The organism is Citrobacter sp. KTE30, from assembly GCF_000398825.1.
Lineage (GTDB): Bacteria > Pseudomonadota > Gammaproteobacteria > Enterobacterales > Enterobacteriaceae > Citrobacter > Citrobacter freundii.
Map to the genome: position 1 here is coordinate 2,407,686 of NZ_KB976055.1, position 17,359 is coordinate 2,425,044.

Consider the following 17,359-nt stretch of genomic DNA (forward strand, 5'->3'; position numbering starts at 1 on the left):
CGATTCGAGCGTTAGCGAGAAAGCGTTGCCGCAGGCAACGACCCGAAGGGCGAAGCGCGCAGCGCTGAGTAATCCTTCCCCCACCACCATCACTTTATAAAGAATCAACACCCCAAACCAACTGCAATGCCCTTTATTTGCCTGATGCGCTGTGCTTATCAGACCTACAAACTCGACACATGCCCACAAATTGCCTGATGCACTACGCAGGCCTACGGCGCTCGCTTAAACCTGCGTAGGCTGGATAAGGCGCTTGCGCCGCCATCCGGCAAACAGACATAAAAAAACCCCGCCGAAGCAGGGTTTATCTTTCACAGAAATACGATTAGTGACGTGCACGAACAATCTGGTATTTGCGTGTCAGATATTCGACAGGGACGCTCCAGATGTGTACCAGACGCGAGAATGGGAACAACAGGAACAGCGTCATACCCAGCACAAGGTGCACACGGAAAATAAATGCGACGCCATCCAGATACTGAGACGCTCCGCCATGGAAGGTCACCACTGTCTGCGCCCAGTTCACCAGCTTCATCATCTCGCTGCCGTCCATATGCTGGGCGGAGAACGGAATGGTCAGCAGACCCAGCGCACACTGGATAACCAACAGAGAGAGGATCAGAATATCCGCTCCGGTGGTGGTGGCCCGCACTCGTGGGCTGAACAAACGACGTTTCAACAGCAGTACACCGCCAATCAGACACATTACGCCACTGGCGCCACCCGCGAACATCGCCATCTTTTGTTTCACTTCAAGCGGCAGCCACGCTTCATACATCCAGTGCGGCGTTAACATACCCAAGAAGTGCCCGGCAAAAATCCCCAGGATCCCGATGTGAAACAGGTTTGACGCCAGGTTCATCCCTTTGCGATCCAGCATCTGACTGGAGGCCGCACGCCACGTATACTGCCCGTAGTCATAACGCAGCCAACTGCCGATCAGAAAGACAGAACCCGCGATGTACGGATAGATGTCAAAGAAGAACGTATTCAGGAAGTGCATTAGTGCTGTCCTCCGGTAGTGATATTCAGATACTGCGGCGCAACGGCCCCGGCAAAACGACGCTGGTGAGCGGAGATTTCCGACTCGCCACACCCCTGATCGGCGAAGAATTTTACCTGCTCTTCTTCCCAGACCGCATCCAGCGCTTGTGGAGTATCATCACGGGCTTCATCCGCAATTTTTTCAGCCACTTTATCGCTGTCGATAACGGTATTCGCCAGTTTTAACAGCAAATCGAACAGTACTGCATAACGGCTTTCACGCTGCTGCAAACGAGCGCTGAGCAAAGCCAGGATCGGCGCAATATCCTGCAAGCCACCTAGCGCTTCGCTTTTCGGCAGTTGCGCAAGATATTCCAGATACAACGGCAGATGATCGGGAAGTTCGCGGCTGTCGAGCTGCAAACCGTGCTGTTCATACTGTGCCATCAGGTCAACCATCGCCTGACCGCGATCGCGGGATTCACCGTGTACATGTTCAAACAGCAGCAGCGAGGTGGCACGGCCACGATCAAACAGTTCGCTGTAACTTGCCTGCACATCCAGCACGTCTTGCGCGATTAGATCGCGCAGGAAAACGCCCAGAGTCTGGGCATCCTCTTTATCCAGGTTCTCAGATGACGCGAGTGCATCGAAAAGTTCCTGCTGATGCTGCCACAGGGCAGCATCCGGGTACTCGAGCAAACGCGAAACAATGACGAGTTCAATCATTGGTGCGGCTCCGTTTTGCTGGTCACATCGACAGCGTCGATGCGGCGGCTGTTGAACAGATTGAATTTAGTATCAGAACCGTGGCAACCGTCACCGAAGGTAAAGCCGCAACCGCTTTTCTCCGGGAACGCATCACGCGCCAGTTCACGATGGCTGCTCGGCACCACGAAACGATCTTCGTAGTTCGCAATGGCCAGATAACGATACATCTCCTGTGCCTGAGCTTCGGTCAGACCGACCTCTTCCAGCGCACGGGTATCGACTTTACCGTCAACGGTTTCCGCACGTTTGTAGTGACGCATCGCCAGCATACGTTTCAGCGCCAACAGCACCGGCTGAGTATCGCCTGCTGTCAGCAGGTTCGCCAGGTACTGAACCGGGATACGCAGACTGTCAACGTCCGGCAGAATACCGTTGCTGCCCAGCTCGCCCGCATCGGCGGCAGACTGAATCGGTGACAATGGCGGCACGTACCAAACCATCGGCAATGTGCGGTATTCCGGATGCAGCGGCAGCGCCAACTTCCAGTCCATCGCCATTTTATAAACCGGAGACTGCTGTGCGGCATCGATAACGCTCAGCGGAATACCATCTTTCAGCGCCTGTTCAATAACAGCCGGATCGTTCGGATCGAGGAACACGTCCAGTTGACGCTGGTACAGATCTTTCTCATGCTCGGTGCTTGCCGCGCTTTCAATCGCATCCGCGTCATACAGCAGTACGCCGAGGTAACGGATACGACCGACGCAGGTTTCGGAGCACACGGTCGGTTGACCGGCTTCGATACGTGGATAGCAGAAAATGCACTTCTCTGACTTACCGCTCTTCCAGTTGAAGTAGATTTTTTTGTACGGGCAACCGGTGATGCACATACGCCAGCCGCGGCACTTGTCCTGATCGATCAGCACGATGCCATCTTCTTCACGCTTGTAAATGGCACCGCTCGGGCAAGTCGCCACGCACGCCGGATTAAGGCAGTGCTCGCACAGACGCGGCAAATACATCATGAAGGTGTTTTCGAACTGACCGTACATCGCCTTCTGCATGTTCTCGAAATTTTTGTCTTTCGCCAGCTTCTCGAACTCACCGCCGAGGTCATCTTCCCAGTTCGGACCTTTGGTGATTTTATCCATACGCTGACCGGTGATCAGCGAGCGCGGGCGGGCAATCGGCTGCGCTTTGCTGTCTGCCGGGGTGTTGTGCAGAGTCTGGTAATCGAAGTCAAACGGTTCGTAGTAGTCATCAATACCTGGCAAATGCGGGTTAGCAAAAATTTTACCCAGCAGCAGCGCTTTGTTACCCATGCGCGGCACCAGTTTACCGTTGATCTTACGGATCCAACCGCCCTTCCATTTTTCCTGGTTTTCCCAATCAGTTGGGAAGCCAGTACCCGGCTTGGTTTCAACGTTGTTAAACCAGGCATACTCCGCACCTTCACGGCTGGTCCAGACGTTTTTACAGGTTACTGAACAGGTGTGGCAACCGATGCACTTATCGAGATTCAGCACCATGCCGACTTGTGAACGAATTTTCATTTTACGCTCTCCTGTACCTGGTCATTTCCTTCGCCATCCAACCAGTCAATGTTCTTCATCTTACGAACCACCACGAACTCATCACGGTTCGAACCTACGGTGCCGTAGTAGTTAAAGCCGTAGGCCAGGTGGGCATAACCACCAATCATGTGCGTCGGTTTCGGTGTGATACGGGTCACCGAGTTATGGATCCCGCCGCGCTGCTCGGTAATCTCCGACCCCGGAATATTCACAATACGTTCCTGGGCGTGGTACATCATGGTCATCCCGGCCGGGACACGTTGACTCACAACCGCACGGGCGGTGAGTGCCCCGTTACTGTTAAAGACTTCGATCCAGTCGTTATCCTCGATACCCAGATCTTTCGCATCCGCTTCGCTCATCCACACGATCGGACCGCCGCGGCCTAACGTCAGCATCAGCAGGTTATCGCTGTAGGTGGAGTGGATACCCCACTTCTGGTGTGGCGTCAGGAAGTTGAGCGCTTTTTCAGGGTTACCATTTGATTTCTCGCCCATCACCTCTTTCACCGAACGGGTATCAATTGGTGGGCGGTATACCAGCAGGCTTTCACCGAAGTCTCGCATCCACTGATGATCCTGATACAGCTGCTGGCGACCAGTCAGCGTACGCCATGGGATCAGCTCGTGAACGTTGGTGTAACCAGCGTTGTAAGAAACATGTTCATCTTCCAGTCCTGACCAGGTCGGGCTGGAGATAATTTTGCGCGGCTGCGCCTGAATATCGCGGAAGCGGATTTTCTCGTCTTCTTTATTCAGCGCCAGATGCGTATGGTCACGGCCGGTAAATTCACTCAGCGCAGCCCAGGCTTTCACCGCCACCTGACCGTTGGTTTCCGGTGCCAGGGTGAGGATCATCTCAGCGGCATCAATCGCCGTATTCAGCATCGGCTGGCCTTTTGCCGGGCCTTCAGCCTTGGTGTAGTTGAGCTTACGCAGCAGGTCCATTTCGCTCTGGGTGTTCCAGGCAATCCCTTTCCCGCCGTTCCCGACTTTATCCATCAGTGGGCCGATGGACGTGAAGCGTTCGTAGGTTGCCGGGTAATCACGCTCAACTGTCATGATATGCGGCGCGGTAACGCCTGGAATCAGATCGCATTCGCCTTTCTTCCAGTCTTTAACATCCAACGGCTGCGCCAGTTCGGCGGCCGAGTCGTGCTGGATAGGCAGCGTCACTACGTCAGTTTCTTTGCCAAGGTGGCCCACGCAAACTTCAGAGAATTTCTTGGCGATAGCCTTGTAGATTTCCCAGTCGCTCTTCGATTCCCAGGCTGGATCAACGGCGGCAGACAACGGGTGAATAAACGGATGCATATCCGAGGTATTCATATCGTCTTTTTCATACCAGGTGGCGGTCGGCAGCACGATGTCGGAGTACAGACAGGTGCTCGACAGACGGAAGTCCAGGGTAACGACCAGATCCAGCTTGCCGTCCAGTCCGTTATCCTGCCATTCCACTTCTTCTGGCTTCACGCCCCCCTGTTTACCCAGATCCAGCCCCTGAATACCATGTTCAGTACCCAGCAGATACTTCAGCATGTACTCGTGGCCTTTACCGGAAGAGCCGAGCAGGTTAGAACGCCAGATAAACAGGTTACGCGGATGGTTTTTACCGTTCTCTGGTTGTTCAGCCGCAAAGCGAATAGAACCTTCCTTCAGAGATTTAACGGTGTAATCCACCGGTGTCATCCCGACTTTTTCTGCCTCACGCGCAATGTACAGCGGGTTAGTACCTAACTGCGGCGCAGATGGCAACCAGCCCATACGTTCAGCGCGAACGTTAAAGTCAATCAAATGACCACTGTAGCGGGATTTGTCTGCCATCGGAGACAGCAGTTCCTGTGCCGTAACCGTCTCATAGCGCCATTGGCTGGAGTGGTTATAGAAATAGGACGTACTGTTCATGTGACGCGCCGGACGCTGCCAGTCAAGGCCAAACGCCAGCGGCTGCCAACCGGTCTGCGGACGTAGTTTTTCCTGACCCACATAGTGGGCCCAACCGCCGCCGCTCTGGCCGACGCAACCACAGAACACCAACATGTTGATAAGCCCACGATAGTTCATATCGAGGTGATACCAGTGGTTCAGACCCGCGCCAACAATAATCATTGAGCGGCCGTGCGTTTTATCTGCGTTATCGGCAAATTCACGGGCAATACGCACGATCTGAGCGCGCGATACGCCAGTGATTTTCTCTGCCCATGCCGGGGTATACGCTTTGATATCGTCGTAGCTGGAGGCGCAGTTTTCATCGTTCAGACCGCGTTCCAGACCGTAGTTGGCCATGGTCAGATCATAAACGGTAGTCACCAGCGCAGTAGAGCCATCTGCCAGTTGCAGGCGTTTTACCGGCAGTTTGTGCAGCAGAACATTTTCCAGTTCAACTTTGCTAAAGTGCTCGGTACCTTCGCCGCCAAAATACGGGAAGCCGACTTCAGCGATGTCGTCCTGGCTGCCCAACAGGCTGAGCTGCAGTTCGGTTTCGTTACCGGACGTGCCGTCGCGCTGCTCAAGGTTCCATTTACCTTTTTCACCCCAGCGGAAACCAATTGAACCGTTTGGCGCAACCATTTCGCCGTCGGTATTGATGGCAACGGTTTTCCACTCTGGATTATTTTCCTGACCCAGGGAGTCAACCAGATCGGCGGCACGCAGCATACGACCCGCCGCATAATACCCGTCACGCTCTTCGAGCATCACCAGCATCGGGAAGTCGGTGTAACGACGCACGTAGTCGGTGAAGTATTGGCTCGGGTTATCAAGGTGGAACTCGCGCAGCATGACGTGACCCATTGCCAGCGCCATTGCGGCATCGGTGCCCTGCTTCGGAGCCAGCCACAGATCGCAGAGTTTAGCGATTTCAGCGTAATCCGGGGTGATGGCGACCGTTTTAGTCCCTTTGTAGCGAACTTCCGTGAAGAAGTGCGCATCTGGGGTACGGGTCTGCGGAACGTTTGAACCCCAGGCGATAATGTAACTGGAGTTATACCAGTCGGCAGATTCCGGAACGTCAGTCTGCTCACCCCAGGTCTGCGGAGACGCAGGCGGCAAGTCACAGTACCAATCGTAGAAGCTCAGGCAGGTGCCGCCAATCAGCGACAGATATCGTGCACCGGAGGCGTAGGAAACCATCGACATCGCAGGGATCGGCGAGAAGCCCGCCACGCGGTCAGGACCGTAGGTTTTAACGGTGTAAACGTTAGAAGCGGCAATCAGCTCATTCACTTCCTGCCAGGAAGAACGCACGAAACCACCACGACCACGCGCTTGTTTGAAGCTTTTTGCTTTATCGGCGTCTTCGATGATGGAGGCCCATGCGTCTACCGGATCGCTGTGCAGTCTTTTCGCTTCACGCCACATTTTCATCAGGCGTTTGCGCATCAGCGGGTATTTCAGACGGTTAGCGCTGTAGAGATACCAGGAATAGCTTGCACCACGAGGGCAACCACGAGGCTCGTGGTTTGGCAGGTCCGGACGGGTACGCGGATAATCGGTTTGCTGGGTTTCCCAGGTCACCAGACCATTTTTCACATAGATTTTCCAGCTGCATGAGCCAGTGCAGTTTACCCCGTGGGTTGAACGCACGATTTTGTCATGCTGCCAACGCTGGCGGTATCCGTCCTCCCAGTCCCTGTTGGTATTGAGAAGCTGGCCATGCCCATCGGCAAAGGTTTCGCCCTTCTGCTTGAAGTAGCGAAACCGGTCCAGGAATTTACTCATCGGTTTTCTCCTGTAGGAGCCTGACGGCTCTCTGATAAATCGACATTGCTTGATTGAGAGCGAAGGTAACGCTCTGAAAGGGCGTGAGAATTGATAACGATCAAGGCAGGCAGGGATGAAAAATGAGGGTTGGTTTTTACATACCCCCAAAGTGGGATATTGATAATTAATGTAATAAATTGAATTTAAAGGATTTTTAATAATTCAATTATCATGCAAATGTTAAATTCTTTATAAGTGGGTATTAAGGGGTATCCCCCCTGCTTAGCATGTTGCGTTCGCCGTTCTCACAGGCTGTTGTCATGCCACAATACAAAAGTATGTTGTAACTAATTACAGTAAAAAAAAAAGCGCGGTCTAACACCGCGCAATGGATAATCAACTTACACTTCATCCTTCAAACTGCTTCGCGTTGGCTGCGTTCGTTCTCCCCAGTCACTTACTTCTGTTAGCTCCTGGGGATTTCTCACTTGCCGCCTTGATACAGTTAGAATGATTTTGTGTATACCACTTTTTTACTTTTTAGAATGACGTCCGTATACCGCCCAGGTGATAACCACACAAGCGACATAGAAGATCAGAAATACTTTCATCGCACCGACCGGAGAACCGGTTAATGCCAGGGACGTGCCAAATGCTTTCGGGATAAAGAAGCCGCCGATCGCACCAATAGCAGAGATAAAGCCCAATGCTGCCGCCGTATCGGTTGCCGCCTCGCGCATCGCTTTCTCTTCTGAACCACCTTCAGCTTTCACTCTGTCCATCGTCAGTTTGCGAAAGATTACAGAGATCATCTGGAAGGTTGAACCACTCCCCAGACCAGCCGTCAGGAACAACGCCAGGAACACAGCGAAGAAGGCAATGAAGTTGCCACCGACACCGTTTGATGGCAGCGTCAGGAACAGTAAGGCACTGAAAATAGCCATCAGAATGAAGTTCACCAGCGTGACGCGGGTCCCGCCCAGACGGTCAGAGATTGCGCCGCCCACAGAACGCGCCAGCGCACCAATGAACGGGCCAAAGAAGGCGTAATGCAGGATCTGCACCTCTGGGAACTGCGTTTTTGACAGCATCGCGAAACCGGCAGAGAAACCGATAAAGGAACCGAAGGTTGCCAGATACAGCAGGCTCATAATCCACAAATGCCCGCGTTTCAGCACCGGCAATTGCTCTTTCAGCGAGGCTTTGGAGGTTGCCAGTTCGTTCATACCGAACCATGCGGCCAGCGTGAAAATAGCGAGGAACGGCACCCAAATCCATGCGGCGTTTGCCAGATACAGCTGCGTGCCATCCGGTTGTTCAACCCCGTGGCTACCAAATGCGGCAAAGATTGACAATGAAACCACCAGCGGCGCGACCAACTGCATCACGCTGACGCCCATGTTGCCCAGGCCACCGTTCAGACCCAGCGCGCCGCCCTGTTTCTGTTTTGGAAAGAAGAAGCTGATGTTTGCCATACTGGACGCAAAGTTCGCACCAGCGAAGCCGCACAGCAGGGAGATAATAATAAAGGTACTAAACGGCGTGGAGGTATCCTGCACCGCAAAACCTAACCATACGCAAGGAATGATCAGGATGCCGGTGCTAAATGCCGTCCAGCGACGTCCACCAAACAGGGGGACCATAAAGGAGTACGGAACACGCAGCAGCGCGCCGGACACCGAAGGTAATGCCGTCAGCATGAACAGTTGTTCAGTGGTGAAATCAAATCCGACTTTCGGTAAGTTCACCGCCACGGCGCTAAATAACATCCACACGCAAAACGCCAGCAGCAAACAAGGGACGGAAATCCACAGGTTACGGCTGGCGATTCGTTGACCACGCTGCTGCCAGAAGGCGGGATCTTCCGGCCGCCATTCGGTAATTACAGCTCCAGATGCCCTTTCCGGGGCAGATGAGTGACTCATAGACACCTCTGATACTTGTTTCGATGCCTGCAACATTAGGGTTTACAGCTGGAGGTAAGTTGATATAAATCAAAGGAAAAGGTGTCATTATTCATGCCTAAAATTTATTATTACCCTTAATGAGTACATAACTTCGGTAAAAAAGATGTGGTTTTTCACGCTTCTGTCGCCCCCTACTCCCCGTCGCCCAGGATCTCTCCCTCCACTGGCAATTAAGAGGTAGCCCGTTTGAGGTATGGGTATACTCCAGTGTATCGCCGAGAATAACGCCACTGCCTGCAGCAGAATCGTCATTCAATAAGGTTTTCTGTTCGACGAAAACCCGAAGGAACAAGTCACCATGTTTAAACGTTGTCTCTCCCCGCTTACGCTGGTCAACCAGGTGGCGCTGATTGTTTTATTGTCCACAGCCATCGGCGTGGCGGGTATGGCTGTCTCCGGCTGGCTGGTTCAGGGCGTTCAGGGTAGCGCCCATGCAATCAACAAAGCGGGATCGCTGCGCATGCAGAGTTATCGCCTGCTGGCAGCCGTACCGCTGGACGCTAGCGATCAACCGCTGCTGGATGAAATGGAGCAAACGGCGTTTAGCCCGGAGTTGACGCGTGCCGCAAAGCGAGATGGACAACAGGCGCAGTTAAAAGCATTACAGGATTACTGGCACACTGAACTTGCCCCGGGACTTGCGCATGCGCAAACGCCTGATGCGGTAGCGCAGGATGTGACGCGCTTTGTGGGCGGACTGGATAAATTGGTCACCGCCTTTGACCATACCACCGAATTACGCATTGAACGCGTCGTCCTGCTGCATCGCCTGATGGCCGTATTTATGGCATTGCTGCTGGTTTTCACCATTATCTGGCTGCGCGTGCGCCTGTTAGAGCCGTGGAAACAGCTGCTGGCGATGGCACGAGCCGTCAGCCAGCGTGATTTTACCCAACGCGCGCATATCAGCGGTCGTAATGAGATGGCGGCTCTGGGCTCGGCGCTAAATAATATGTCGGAAGAACTGGCCGAAAGTTACGCTGTGCTGGAACAGCGAGTACAGGAGAAAACGGCGGGGCTGGAGCACAAAAATCAGATTCTTTCTTTTCTGTGGCAAGCTAACCGCCGCCTGCACTCTCAGGTGCCGTTGTGCGAACGCCTCTCTCCGGTACTGAATGGTTTGCAAAATTTGACCTTGCTGCATGATATTGAGCTCCGGGTTTACGACCTGGAAGATGAAGACAATCATCAGGAATTTACCTGTCAGTCAAATGCCAGCTGTGATGAGAAAGGTTGCCATCTGTGTCCTCGCGGAACGCTGCCCGCGATTGACGGCGGGATTACATTGAAATGGCGGCTGACCGACGCGCATACCCAGTATGGTATTTTGCTCGCCACCTTGCCGAACGGACGCCATCTCAGCCACGATCAGCAGCAGCTGGTTGATACACTGGTTGAGCAACTGACCGCAACGCTTGCGCTCGACAGGCATCAGGAGCGTCAACAGCAGTTGATTGTGATGGAAGAGCGTGCCACCATTGCGCGCGAACTTCATGATTCTATTGCACAATCGCTCTCTTGTATGAAGATGCAGGTTAGCTGTTTACAGATGCAGGGCGATGCACTTTCAGATAACTGTCGCGAGTTGCTCAGCCAGATTCGTAACGAGCTAAATGCTTCATGGGCACAACTGCGAGAACTGTTAACCACCTTCCGTTTACAGCTCACGGAACCTGGATTACGACCGGCGCTGGAGGCCAGCTGTCAGGAGTACAGCGCCCGTTTTGGATTTACGGTTAAGCTGGATTATCAGCTACCGCCACGCCTGGTCCCTTCGCATCAGGCGATTCACCTGCTACAAATTGCGCGCGAAGCCCTGAGCAACGCACTTAAACACTCTCAGGCCAATGAAGTGGTCGTGACGGTGGTGCAAAATGGCAAGCAGGTCAAACTGACAGTGCAAGATAACGGCTGCGGCGTACCGGAAAACGCCGAACGCAGTAACCACTACGGCATGATAATAATGCGCGACCGCGCGCAGAGCTTGCGCGGCGATTGCCGCGTACGCCGTCGCGAGACGGGCGGTACTGAAGTTGCTGTCACTTTTATTCCCGAAACAAACTTCACAGAAGTCCAAGGAGATACCCATGAGTAATCTGGAACCGGCAACTATCCTGTTGATCGACGATCATCCGATGCTGAGAACCGGTGTAAAACAGCTTGTCAGCATGGCGCCCGATATTACCGTTGTCGGCGAAGCCAGCAATGGTGAGCAGGGTATCGAGCTGGCTGAATCCCTTGATCCCGATCTGATCCTGCTTGATCTCAACATGCCCGGCATGAACGGTCTGGAAACCCTCGATAAGCTGCGTGAAAAATCACTGTCGGGCCGTATCGTTGTGTTTAGCGTATCCAATCATGAAGAAGATGTGGTTACCGCACTGAAGCGTGGTGCCGACGGTTACCTGCTGAAAGATATGGAGCCAGAAGATTTACTGAAAGCATTGCAGCAGGCTGCCGCTGGTGAAATGGTGCTGAGCGAAGCCTTAACCCCGGTTCTGGCCGCCAGCCTGCGCGCCAATCGCGCAACGTCCGACCGTGATGTTACTCAACTGACGCCGCGCGAACGCGATATTCTTAAACTCATCGCCCAGGGTCTGCCTAATAAGATGATCGCCCGCCGCCTCGACATCACCGAAAGCACAGTAAAAGTTCACGTGAAGCATATGCTGAAGAAAATGAAGCTCAAATCACGCGTTGAAGCCGCGGTATGGGTGCACCAGGAACGCATTTTCTGATAACGCGCTCATGCGTCATTGTTAACGAGGATCATTTTCCGAAACGGTAATAAACGGTTCGGTCAGTGATAGCGTGATCTCATTGGAAGAGACACGCTGGCCCTGCTCATCTTCTACCACCACAGACAACCGCCAGCGGTTTGTCGCACCTTCTCTATTGTCCCACTTCGGCATAATAATCGTCCAACCCTGCGCGCTTCGGCTATTGCTGCCAGCCGTTAAGCTCAATGCCTGAGTATCACCCTGCCATGCCAGACGACGGATCCCATGCAAACTACGCACCTGCACCTTCAACGCCACTGTCTCACCAGGCTTGAGATCCCAGGGCGGCGTGACCAAAAATACCGACAGTGTTTTACGCTGGCGATACTCCAGCGTCGGCAGATTGTTACGTTGTGGATCGTCATAACGACTGCCGCGCAGCGATCGGCTGTTTGCCACCTCGCTTACCATCAGCTGTTTTTTTAGCGGCACGCCAAAACGGTAATTTAACGTTAATCCGAGGTTATTCTGACTGACGCCATTTTCACCCTGCTTATGCTGTGCTGTCACGGTGATCAGCGGCACCGGCGTATAGCTCAATCCCAGATTCACCGCCACAGGATTGTGGTACCCGGTTCCGGAATGAAACAGATCCACCTGGTCGCCAAAATACTGCTCCACGCTGACGCTGGTATTGAGATGTTGATAGAACGGCATGCGCATTTGCGCGGTCAGGTCGTATCCCCGGGCCATCCGTTGTTCTTGAGTTGCAAAACGATCCTGCCAGGAGGACAACGGTTGATAGTAATTAGCAGATAAACGGAGGTATTCACCCCACGCCTCTGCCCCCACGCCTCCCCGAGGCAGATTCTCATCCAGCAGGTTGTCATAAAAGGTGTTGTAACCCAGTAACCAACCGTCACGAACCCAGCGCTGCCCAATCCCCGCATTACTGACCAGGCCTCCGTCCTGTTGCGTCAGCCCCAACTGGCTCCATGTGAGATAACGTTGATTGTCCTGCCACGGGATAAACCAACTTCCCCGACTCCCGGTAAAGCTGCCTTCGTTATCCACCTGCAACCCGACGCTGGCGTTTCCCCAGGGAGAGAGCCAGGATTCCAGTTGCTGATTCACCTGTTCGCTGACCCTGTCGCGCACCTGGCCAAACGCAAACTGCTTCGCCTGTTCACCTGTATCAAGCCCGTTATCGGTCATGCTGGCTTCCCCAAACGCTTTGACCATTTCGGCAAAGTGCTTTTCGCCTGCCCGCGACTCCGGCGCCATACCAAGATCGGGCAAGCCATCACTATTGTTATCGAAAGGGTTTTCCGCCTGGTGAATAAATGACGATTGCGCGCTGGCAGTACCGCCTGCCAACGGCAAGAGTGCAAATACAGCGAGAGATAAATAAATATTACGGCTCAAATCGTTAGTGGTTTCTTATATCTATTAGCCACAGCGGCATACTTATCTTAAACCATAACGTCTTCAGTATTGATTTTCAGCCCTTCCTTCCTTTTTCGGCATTATCCTGGCATCTAGAAATAGGTGTAACATACGTGTCAGTTTTTAACGCTCACATGCAGCAAAAGGAGTAAAAATGCAAAAGATAGTGATCGTCGCGAACGGTGCAGCCTATGGAAGCGAATCGTTATTTAACAGCCTACGTCTGGCTATCGCCTTGCGCGAGCAGGAAGGGGATCTCGATCTGCGTTTGTTTTTAATGTCGGACGCGGTAACCGCAGGATTGCGTGGTCAAAAACCCGCGGAAGGATACAATATTCAGCAAATGCTGGAGATTCTGACGGCGCAAAATGTGCCGGTCAAACTGTGCAAAACCTGCACCGATAGCCGTGGAATCACCACGCTGCCGTTAATTGACGGAGTAGCCGTCGGCACGCTGGTTGAACTGGCTCAATGGACGCTGGCTGCAGATAAAGTGCTGACCTTCTGATACACCGCTTTCAGGCAAGCACACTGAAAGTGTCGATAATTTCCGGATTTAATCGTAGATGGGCGCGGTTTCGTTGAACGTTAGCACGCCCTTTCAATCCTTTTGAGGGATTTTGTCACTTTTGTTTAATCGTTATGCCATTTTTTGATCAAAATCAGCATCCCGTTGCTCCCCCTTTGGTGTTATGCAATGAGTGAAATGTGAACAACATCACGCAGCACTTTCGACAGAAAGTACGTTGTTTTCAAGAACGGGGTGAAAAATGGCATTAGTGAAGGCGAGTTTAAAGTTATTTGGTGGCGATACGGTGGTTGTGCGCTGTTCCGAGCGCTGTCACATCCATCTGATGAGCGAGAAAAATCACGTCAAAGACACGCAGTCCGACATCTTAAGCGTGCAGGATCGTGATAACGCATGGTTGACCGTGCCCTATACCGGCATCTGGAATGTGCTGATCGACAGCCACAGCCAGTCGCTAGAGCATTCAATAAGTTATATTGCAGCCTAAGCGTTAATTGCCCGAAAAGCGCCTGGCTTTCGGGCATTCAGTTCCCGGCTGGATTCAGGCAAACCCTGGCCGCATAACGCCTTCCGGCAGGTTCTCTCCCAACAATCGTTTGACCGAGATCACCAGATCGTTAAGACAATCATCCTGCATCCCCAACTTGACCAGCTCTTGTTCCAGCGAGAACAAATACTGGGCGTTGGTGCCTAAAGGTCCGCTCGCCGCAGCGATAAGCGGCGCAATCACCTGCGCGCGCGTGTCTGACTCAAACAGCGGGTGGCGAGGATCCATAATAAAGACCAGCGCGTTCACCGTCCGACCATCATCCAGCGCCAACTGGCACCAGGTGGGCAGATAGCATCCGGTGATCATTTCACGCTTCCACAGTAAAGAAAGCTCTTGTTCGAGCGATGCGTTAGGTAAGCGGTAGGCTACACCGGTGGTGCGTCCGCCCTCTTTCAAGGCCAACATGCGTCCTGGCTGACCCGCCGTTCCTCGCCCCGCCGTCAGGCGCAGGCAAAAAGCACGGTGCCAGCCAACTAACGTCCCGGTACAGGACTCATCAAACTCTAAGGCCGGATTCCACATCAACGATCCATAACCGAAGATCCACACCGGTCCATCATCGGGTCGGCAAGCAAGCGTGGCCGCCAGTGAGGCTGCCCGTTGTTCCGCTGACCAGAGTAGTGATTCTTCAATAGCACCAAATGCCGTCTTACAGTCGGCATTCAATAAAAAATCACGCGTTAACACCTTACACCTCCGCCACTGCTGCTTCCCTGCGACAACTTTTTTGACGCCTTCCGGGCTTTTTTACTGCTCATTTTGAAACCAATAGCTGGACAATAGGCAATTCACCGCTCGCTTGCAAGGCAACAAAGCGTCAACGGCACTTTATATCCTCTCGCGTTGCTAAGCTCTGCACTATCATTTGTATCAGTAGTATCAGCAATTTTTGTTGACGTTAAAATCTAATGCTTTGTTATTTAAATACTCTATAAACAAGATATGCAATTTTATCCGCTTGGATGCAAAAATTGGTCCATGCCGTAAAATTACGTAAAACTAGATCGGAAATACCGAAAGATCTGTTATTTTTTACATTCTTTAATACTTTTATAATTATAAATACCTGCAGAGATGGAGAATTAGTTCAATGACACAAGTACATGAGGCGGTAAAAACCCGCCACAAGGAGACCTCTCTCGTCTTCCCGATTTTGGCGCTGGTAGTCCTGTTCTTCTGGGGGAGCAGTCAGTCACTACCAGTGGTCATCGGTATTAATGCGCTGGCCCTTATTGGTATATTAAGCAGCGCATTCAGCGTTGTCCGTCATGCGGATGTATTAGCGCATCGACTTGGCGAACCCTACGGGTCACTGATCCTCAGTCTGTCCGTCGTTATTCTCGAAGTCAGCTTAATCTCCGCATTAATGGCGACCGGTGATGCTGCACCTACGCTCATGCGCGACACGTTGTACTCAATCATTATGATCGTCACCGGCGGTCTGGTCGGTTTTTCATTACTGTTGGGTGGCCGTAAATTTGCTACTCAGTATATGAACCTGTTTGGTATTAAACAGTATTTAATTGCCCTGTTCCCACTGGCCATTATTGTACTGGTGTTCCCAATGGCTTTACCGGGAGCGAATTTCACTACCGCCCAGGCGCTGCTGGTAGCATTAATTTCTGCAGCGATGTACGGCGTATTTTTACTGATTCAAACCAAAACGCACCAAAGCCTGTTCATTTACGAGCATGAAGATGAAGGCGACGATGACGACCCGCATCACGGCAAGCCATCAGCGCACAGCAATATGTGGCACGCCGCCTGGCTTATCATTCATCTGATCGCCGTTATTGCCGTAACCAAGATGAACGCCAGCCCACTGGAGACCTTGCTGACTGAACTGAATGCCCCAGTGGCCTTTACCGGTTTCCTGGTTGCGTTACTCATCCTCTCTCCTGAAGGGCTGGGCGCGCTGAAAGCGGTTCTGAGCAATCAGGTACAGCGGGCGATGAATTTGTTCTTCGGTTCAGTATTAGCCACTATTTCACTGACCGTACCAGTGGTGACGCTGATCGCATGGGCAACCGGGAATGATTTGGTGTTTGCGCTGGGCGCGCCAGAGATGATTGTGATGGTTTCTTCACTGGTACTGTGCCATATCTCTTTCTCCACCGGACGCACCAATGTGCTTAACGGTGCGGCACATCTGGCGCTGTTTATCGCCTATCTGATGACGATATTTGCCTGATGAAAAAAGCCGGACACCGACATAACTTGTCGGGTCCGGCTTCTTATTTCCTTTCGTATACCTGATAAGCGCAAGCTCTATCAGGCACACAAAAGGAATTAGTTCTCAGTATCCAGCTCGTCGAAGCTTTTCACCAGGTCATCAATCGCTTTAATCTGCGTCAGGAACTGTTCCAGTTTTGCCAGCGGCAGCGCGGATGGGCCATCGCATTTCGCATTGGCTGGATCCGGATGCGCTTCAATAAACAGACCCGCCAGACCTACCGCCATACCGGCGCGAGCCAGTTCGGTAACCTGCGCACGACGACCGCCGCTTGCTGCGCCAAACGGATCACGGCATTGCAGCGCATGGGTAACGTCAAAAATCACCGGTGAGTTGCCGGAGACTTTCTTCATCACGCTGAAGCCCAGCATGTCTACAACCAGGTTGTCATAACCAAAGTTAGCGCCACGGTCGCACAGAATAACTTTATCGTTACCACCTTCATGGAATTTATCCACGATATTGCCCATCTGGCCAGGGCTTACGAACTGCGGTTTCTTCACGTTGATAACGGCACCGGTTTTCGCCATCGCTTCCACCAGATCGGTCTGACGCGCGAGGAATGCCGGCAGTTGAATCACATCCACCACGTCAGCAACAGGCTGCGCCTGGCTGGCTTCGTGAACGTCGGTGATCACTTTTACGCCAAAAGTCTGCTTCAGTTCCTGGAAGATTTTCATCCCTTCTTCAAGGCCCGGTCCACGGTAAGAGTGGATGGAAGAACGGTTGGCTTTATCAAAGGAGGCTTTGAACACGTAAGGGATACCCAGCTTTTGAGTAACGGTTACGTAGTGCTCACAAATGCGCATCGCCAGATCGCGGGATTCCAGCACGTTCATTCCGCCAAACAGCACGAACGGCAGGTCATTTGCCACGTTGATGTCGCCAATGCTAACCACTTTTTGTTTCATAGGATCGCCTTAAACGGTAGGTAAAGTGTCATT

Annotated in this window: 13 protein-coding genes and 1 other RNA gene; 6 read left to right on the forward strand and 8 right to left on the reverse strand. The window is 52.6% G+C overall.

The features are described 5' to 3' along the window. Positions 1-89, forward strand: a non-coding RNA gene (locus WC1_RS23730) — RtT sRNA. A 236-nt stretch (positions 90-325) separates the two neighbouring features. Here the strand turns inward: WC1_RS23730 and narI are convergent. From narI to WC1_RS11625, 5 genes are all read right to left on the reverse strand, one after another. Continuing rightward, entirely contained in the window at positions 326-1,003 is a 678-nt protein-coding gene (gene narI / locus WC1_RS11645; RefSeq protein WP_003020743.1) for a respiratory nitrate reductase subunit gamma, read from the reverse strand. Further along, the gene (narJ, locus tag WC1_RS11640) at positions 1,003-1,713 is read right to left on the reverse strand and encodes a nitrate reductase molybdenum cofactor assembly chaperone (RefSeq protein ID WP_016150346.1); all 711 of its coding nucleotides are present in this window, start codon (positions 1,711-1,713) and stop codon (positions 1,003-1,005) included. Before narJ ends, narI begins: the two co-directional genes overlap by 1 nt. Beyond that, positions 1,710-3,248 (reverse strand): nitrate reductase subunit beta, encoded by a 1,539-nt coding sequence (gene narH, locus WC1_RS11635; protein ID WP_016150347.1) that lies wholly within the window; start codon positions 3,246-3,248, stop codon positions 1,710-1,712. The genes narJ and narH overlap by 4 nt, the downstream gene beginning before the upstream one ends. Further along, complete coding sequence (locus tag WC1_RS11630) at positions 3,245-6,988, reverse strand: nitrate reductase subunit alpha (protein WP_016150348.1); 3,744 nt, start codon at positions 6,986-6,988, stop codon at positions 3,245-3,247. Before WC1_RS11630 ends, narH begins: the two co-directional genes overlap by 4 nt. 515 nt (positions 6,989-7,503) lie before the next feature. Further along, positions 7,504-8,895 carry a NarK family nitrate/nitrite MFS transporter gene (locus WC1_RS11625; protein WP_016150349.1) on the reverse strand — a complete coding sequence of 464 codons (1,392 nt, stop codon included), beginning with the start codon at positions 8,893-8,895 and terminating at the stop codon, positions 7,504-7,506. Between the two features lie 340 nt (positions 8,896-9,235). On the opposite strand from WC1_RS11625, the gene narX reads away from it, so the two are divergent. Continuing rightward, complete coding sequence (narX, locus tag WC1_RS11620) at positions 9,236-11,032, forward strand: nitrate/nitrite two-component system sensor histidine kinase NarX (RefSeq protein WP_016150350.1); 1,797 nt, start codon at positions 9,236-9,238, stop codon at positions 11,030-11,032. After that, complete coding sequence (gene narL, locus WC1_RS11615) at positions 11,025-11,675, forward strand: two-component system response regulator NarL (RefSeq protein WP_003020756.1); 651 nt, start codon at positions 11,025-11,027, stop codon at positions 11,673-11,675. Before narX ends, narL begins: the two co-directional genes overlap by 8 nt. A 21-nt stretch (positions 11,676-11,696) precedes the next feature. Here narL and WC1_RS11610 read toward each other — a convergent pair whose 3' ends face one another. Further along, on the reverse strand, positions 11,697-13,082 hold the full coding sequence (locus WC1_RS11610) for a YchO/YchP family invasin (protein ID WP_050567830.1): 1,386 nt from the start codon (positions 13,080-13,082) through the stop codon (positions 11,697-11,699). 175 nt (positions 13,083-13,257) lie between these two features. Between WC1_RS11610 and WC1_RS11605 the strand changes: the two genes are divergently transcribed. Together WC1_RS11605 and WC1_RS11600 are read left to right on the forward strand one after the other, a co-directional pair. Then, the gene (locus tag WC1_RS11605) at positions 13,258-13,611 is read left to right on the forward strand and encodes a DsrE/DsrF/TusD sulfur relay family protein (protein ID WP_016150352.1); all 354 of its coding nucleotides are present in this window, start codon (positions 13,258-13,260) and stop codon (positions 13,609-13,611) included. 262 nt (positions 13,612-13,873) lie between these two features. Then, positions 13,874-14,119 carry a DUF1883 domain-containing protein gene (locus WC1_RS11600; RefSeq protein ID WP_003020763.1) on the forward strand — a complete coding sequence of 82 codons (246 nt, stop codon included), beginning with the start codon at positions 13,874-13,876 and terminating at the stop codon, positions 14,117-14,119. Between the two features lie 54 nt (positions 14,120-14,173). Here the strand turns inward: WC1_RS11600 and WC1_RS11595 are convergent, their stop codons facing one another. Continuing rightward, positions 14,174-14,869 (reverse strand): gamma-glutamylcyclotransferase, encoded by a 696-nt coding sequence (locus tag WC1_RS11595; RefSeq protein WP_016150353.1) that lies wholly within the window; start codon positions 14,867-14,869, stop codon positions 14,174-14,176. A gap of 403 nt (positions 14,870-15,272) precedes the next feature. Between WC1_RS11595 and chaA the strand changes: the two genes are divergently transcribed. Continuing rightward, positions 15,273-16,373 carry a sodium-potassium/proton antiporter ChaA gene (gene chaA / locus WC1_RS11590; RefSeq protein WP_003020769.1) on the forward strand — a complete coding sequence of 367 codons (1,101 nt, stop codon included), beginning with the start codon at positions 15,273-15,275 and terminating at the stop codon, positions 16,371-16,373. 98 nt (positions 16,374-16,471) lie between these two features. Here the strand turns inward: chaA and kdsA are convergent, their stop codons facing one another. Then, positions 16,472-17,326 (reverse strand): 3-deoxy-8-phosphooctulonate synthase, encoded by an 855-nt coding sequence (kdsA, locus tag WC1_RS11585; protein ID WP_003020772.1) that lies wholly within the window; start codon positions 17,324-17,326, stop codon positions 16,472-16,474. Positions 17,327-17,359: the final 33 nt, after the last annotated feature.

What these genes read in the sequence shown, in the direction of transcription:
- chaA (WP_003020769.1), top strand. Translation starts at nt 15,273, where the DNA reads ATGACACAAGTACATGAGGCGGTAAAAACCCGCCACAAGGAGACCTCT.
- narX (WP_016150350.1), top strand. Translation starts at nt 9,236, where the DNA reads ATGTTTAAACGTTGTCTCTCCCCGCTTACGCTGGTCAACCAGGTGGCG.
- WC1_RS11605 (WP_016150352.1), top strand. Translation starts at nt 13,258, where the DNA reads ATGCAAAAGATAGTGATCGTCGCGAACGGTGCAGCCTATGGAAGCGAA.
- narH (WP_016150347.1), bottom strand. Translation starts at nt 3,248, where the DNA reads ATGAAAATTCGTTCACAAGTCGGCATGGTGCTGAATCTCGATAAGTGC.
- WC1_RS11600 (WP_003020763.1), top strand. Translation starts at nt 13,874, where the DNA reads ATGGCATTAGTGAAGGCGAGTTTAAAGTTATTTGGTGGCGATACGGTG.
- narI (WP_003020743.1), bottom strand. Translation starts at nt 1,003, where the DNA reads ATGCACTTCCTGAATACGTTCTTCTTTGACATCTATCCGTACATCGCG.
- narJ (WP_016150346.1), bottom strand. Translation starts at nt 1,713, where the DNA reads ATGATTGAACTCGTCATTGTTTCGCGTTTGCTCGAGTACCCGGATGCT.
- WC1_RS11625 (WP_016150349.1), bottom strand. Translation starts at nt 8,895, where the DNA reads ATGAGTCACTCATCTGCCCCGGAAAGGGCATCTGGAGCTGTAATTACC.
- kdsA (WP_003020772.1), bottom strand. Translation starts at nt 17,326, where the DNA reads ATGAAACAAAAAGTGGTTAGCATTGGCGACATCAACGTGGCAAATGAC.
- WC1_RS11630 (WP_016150348.1), bottom strand. Translation starts at nt 6,988, where the DNA reads ATGAGTAAATTCCTGGACCGGTTTCGCTACTTCAAGCAGAAGGGCGAA.
- narL (WP_003020756.1), top strand. Translation starts at nt 11,025, where the DNA reads ATGAGTAATCTGGAACCGGCAACTATCCTGTTGATCGACGATCATCCG.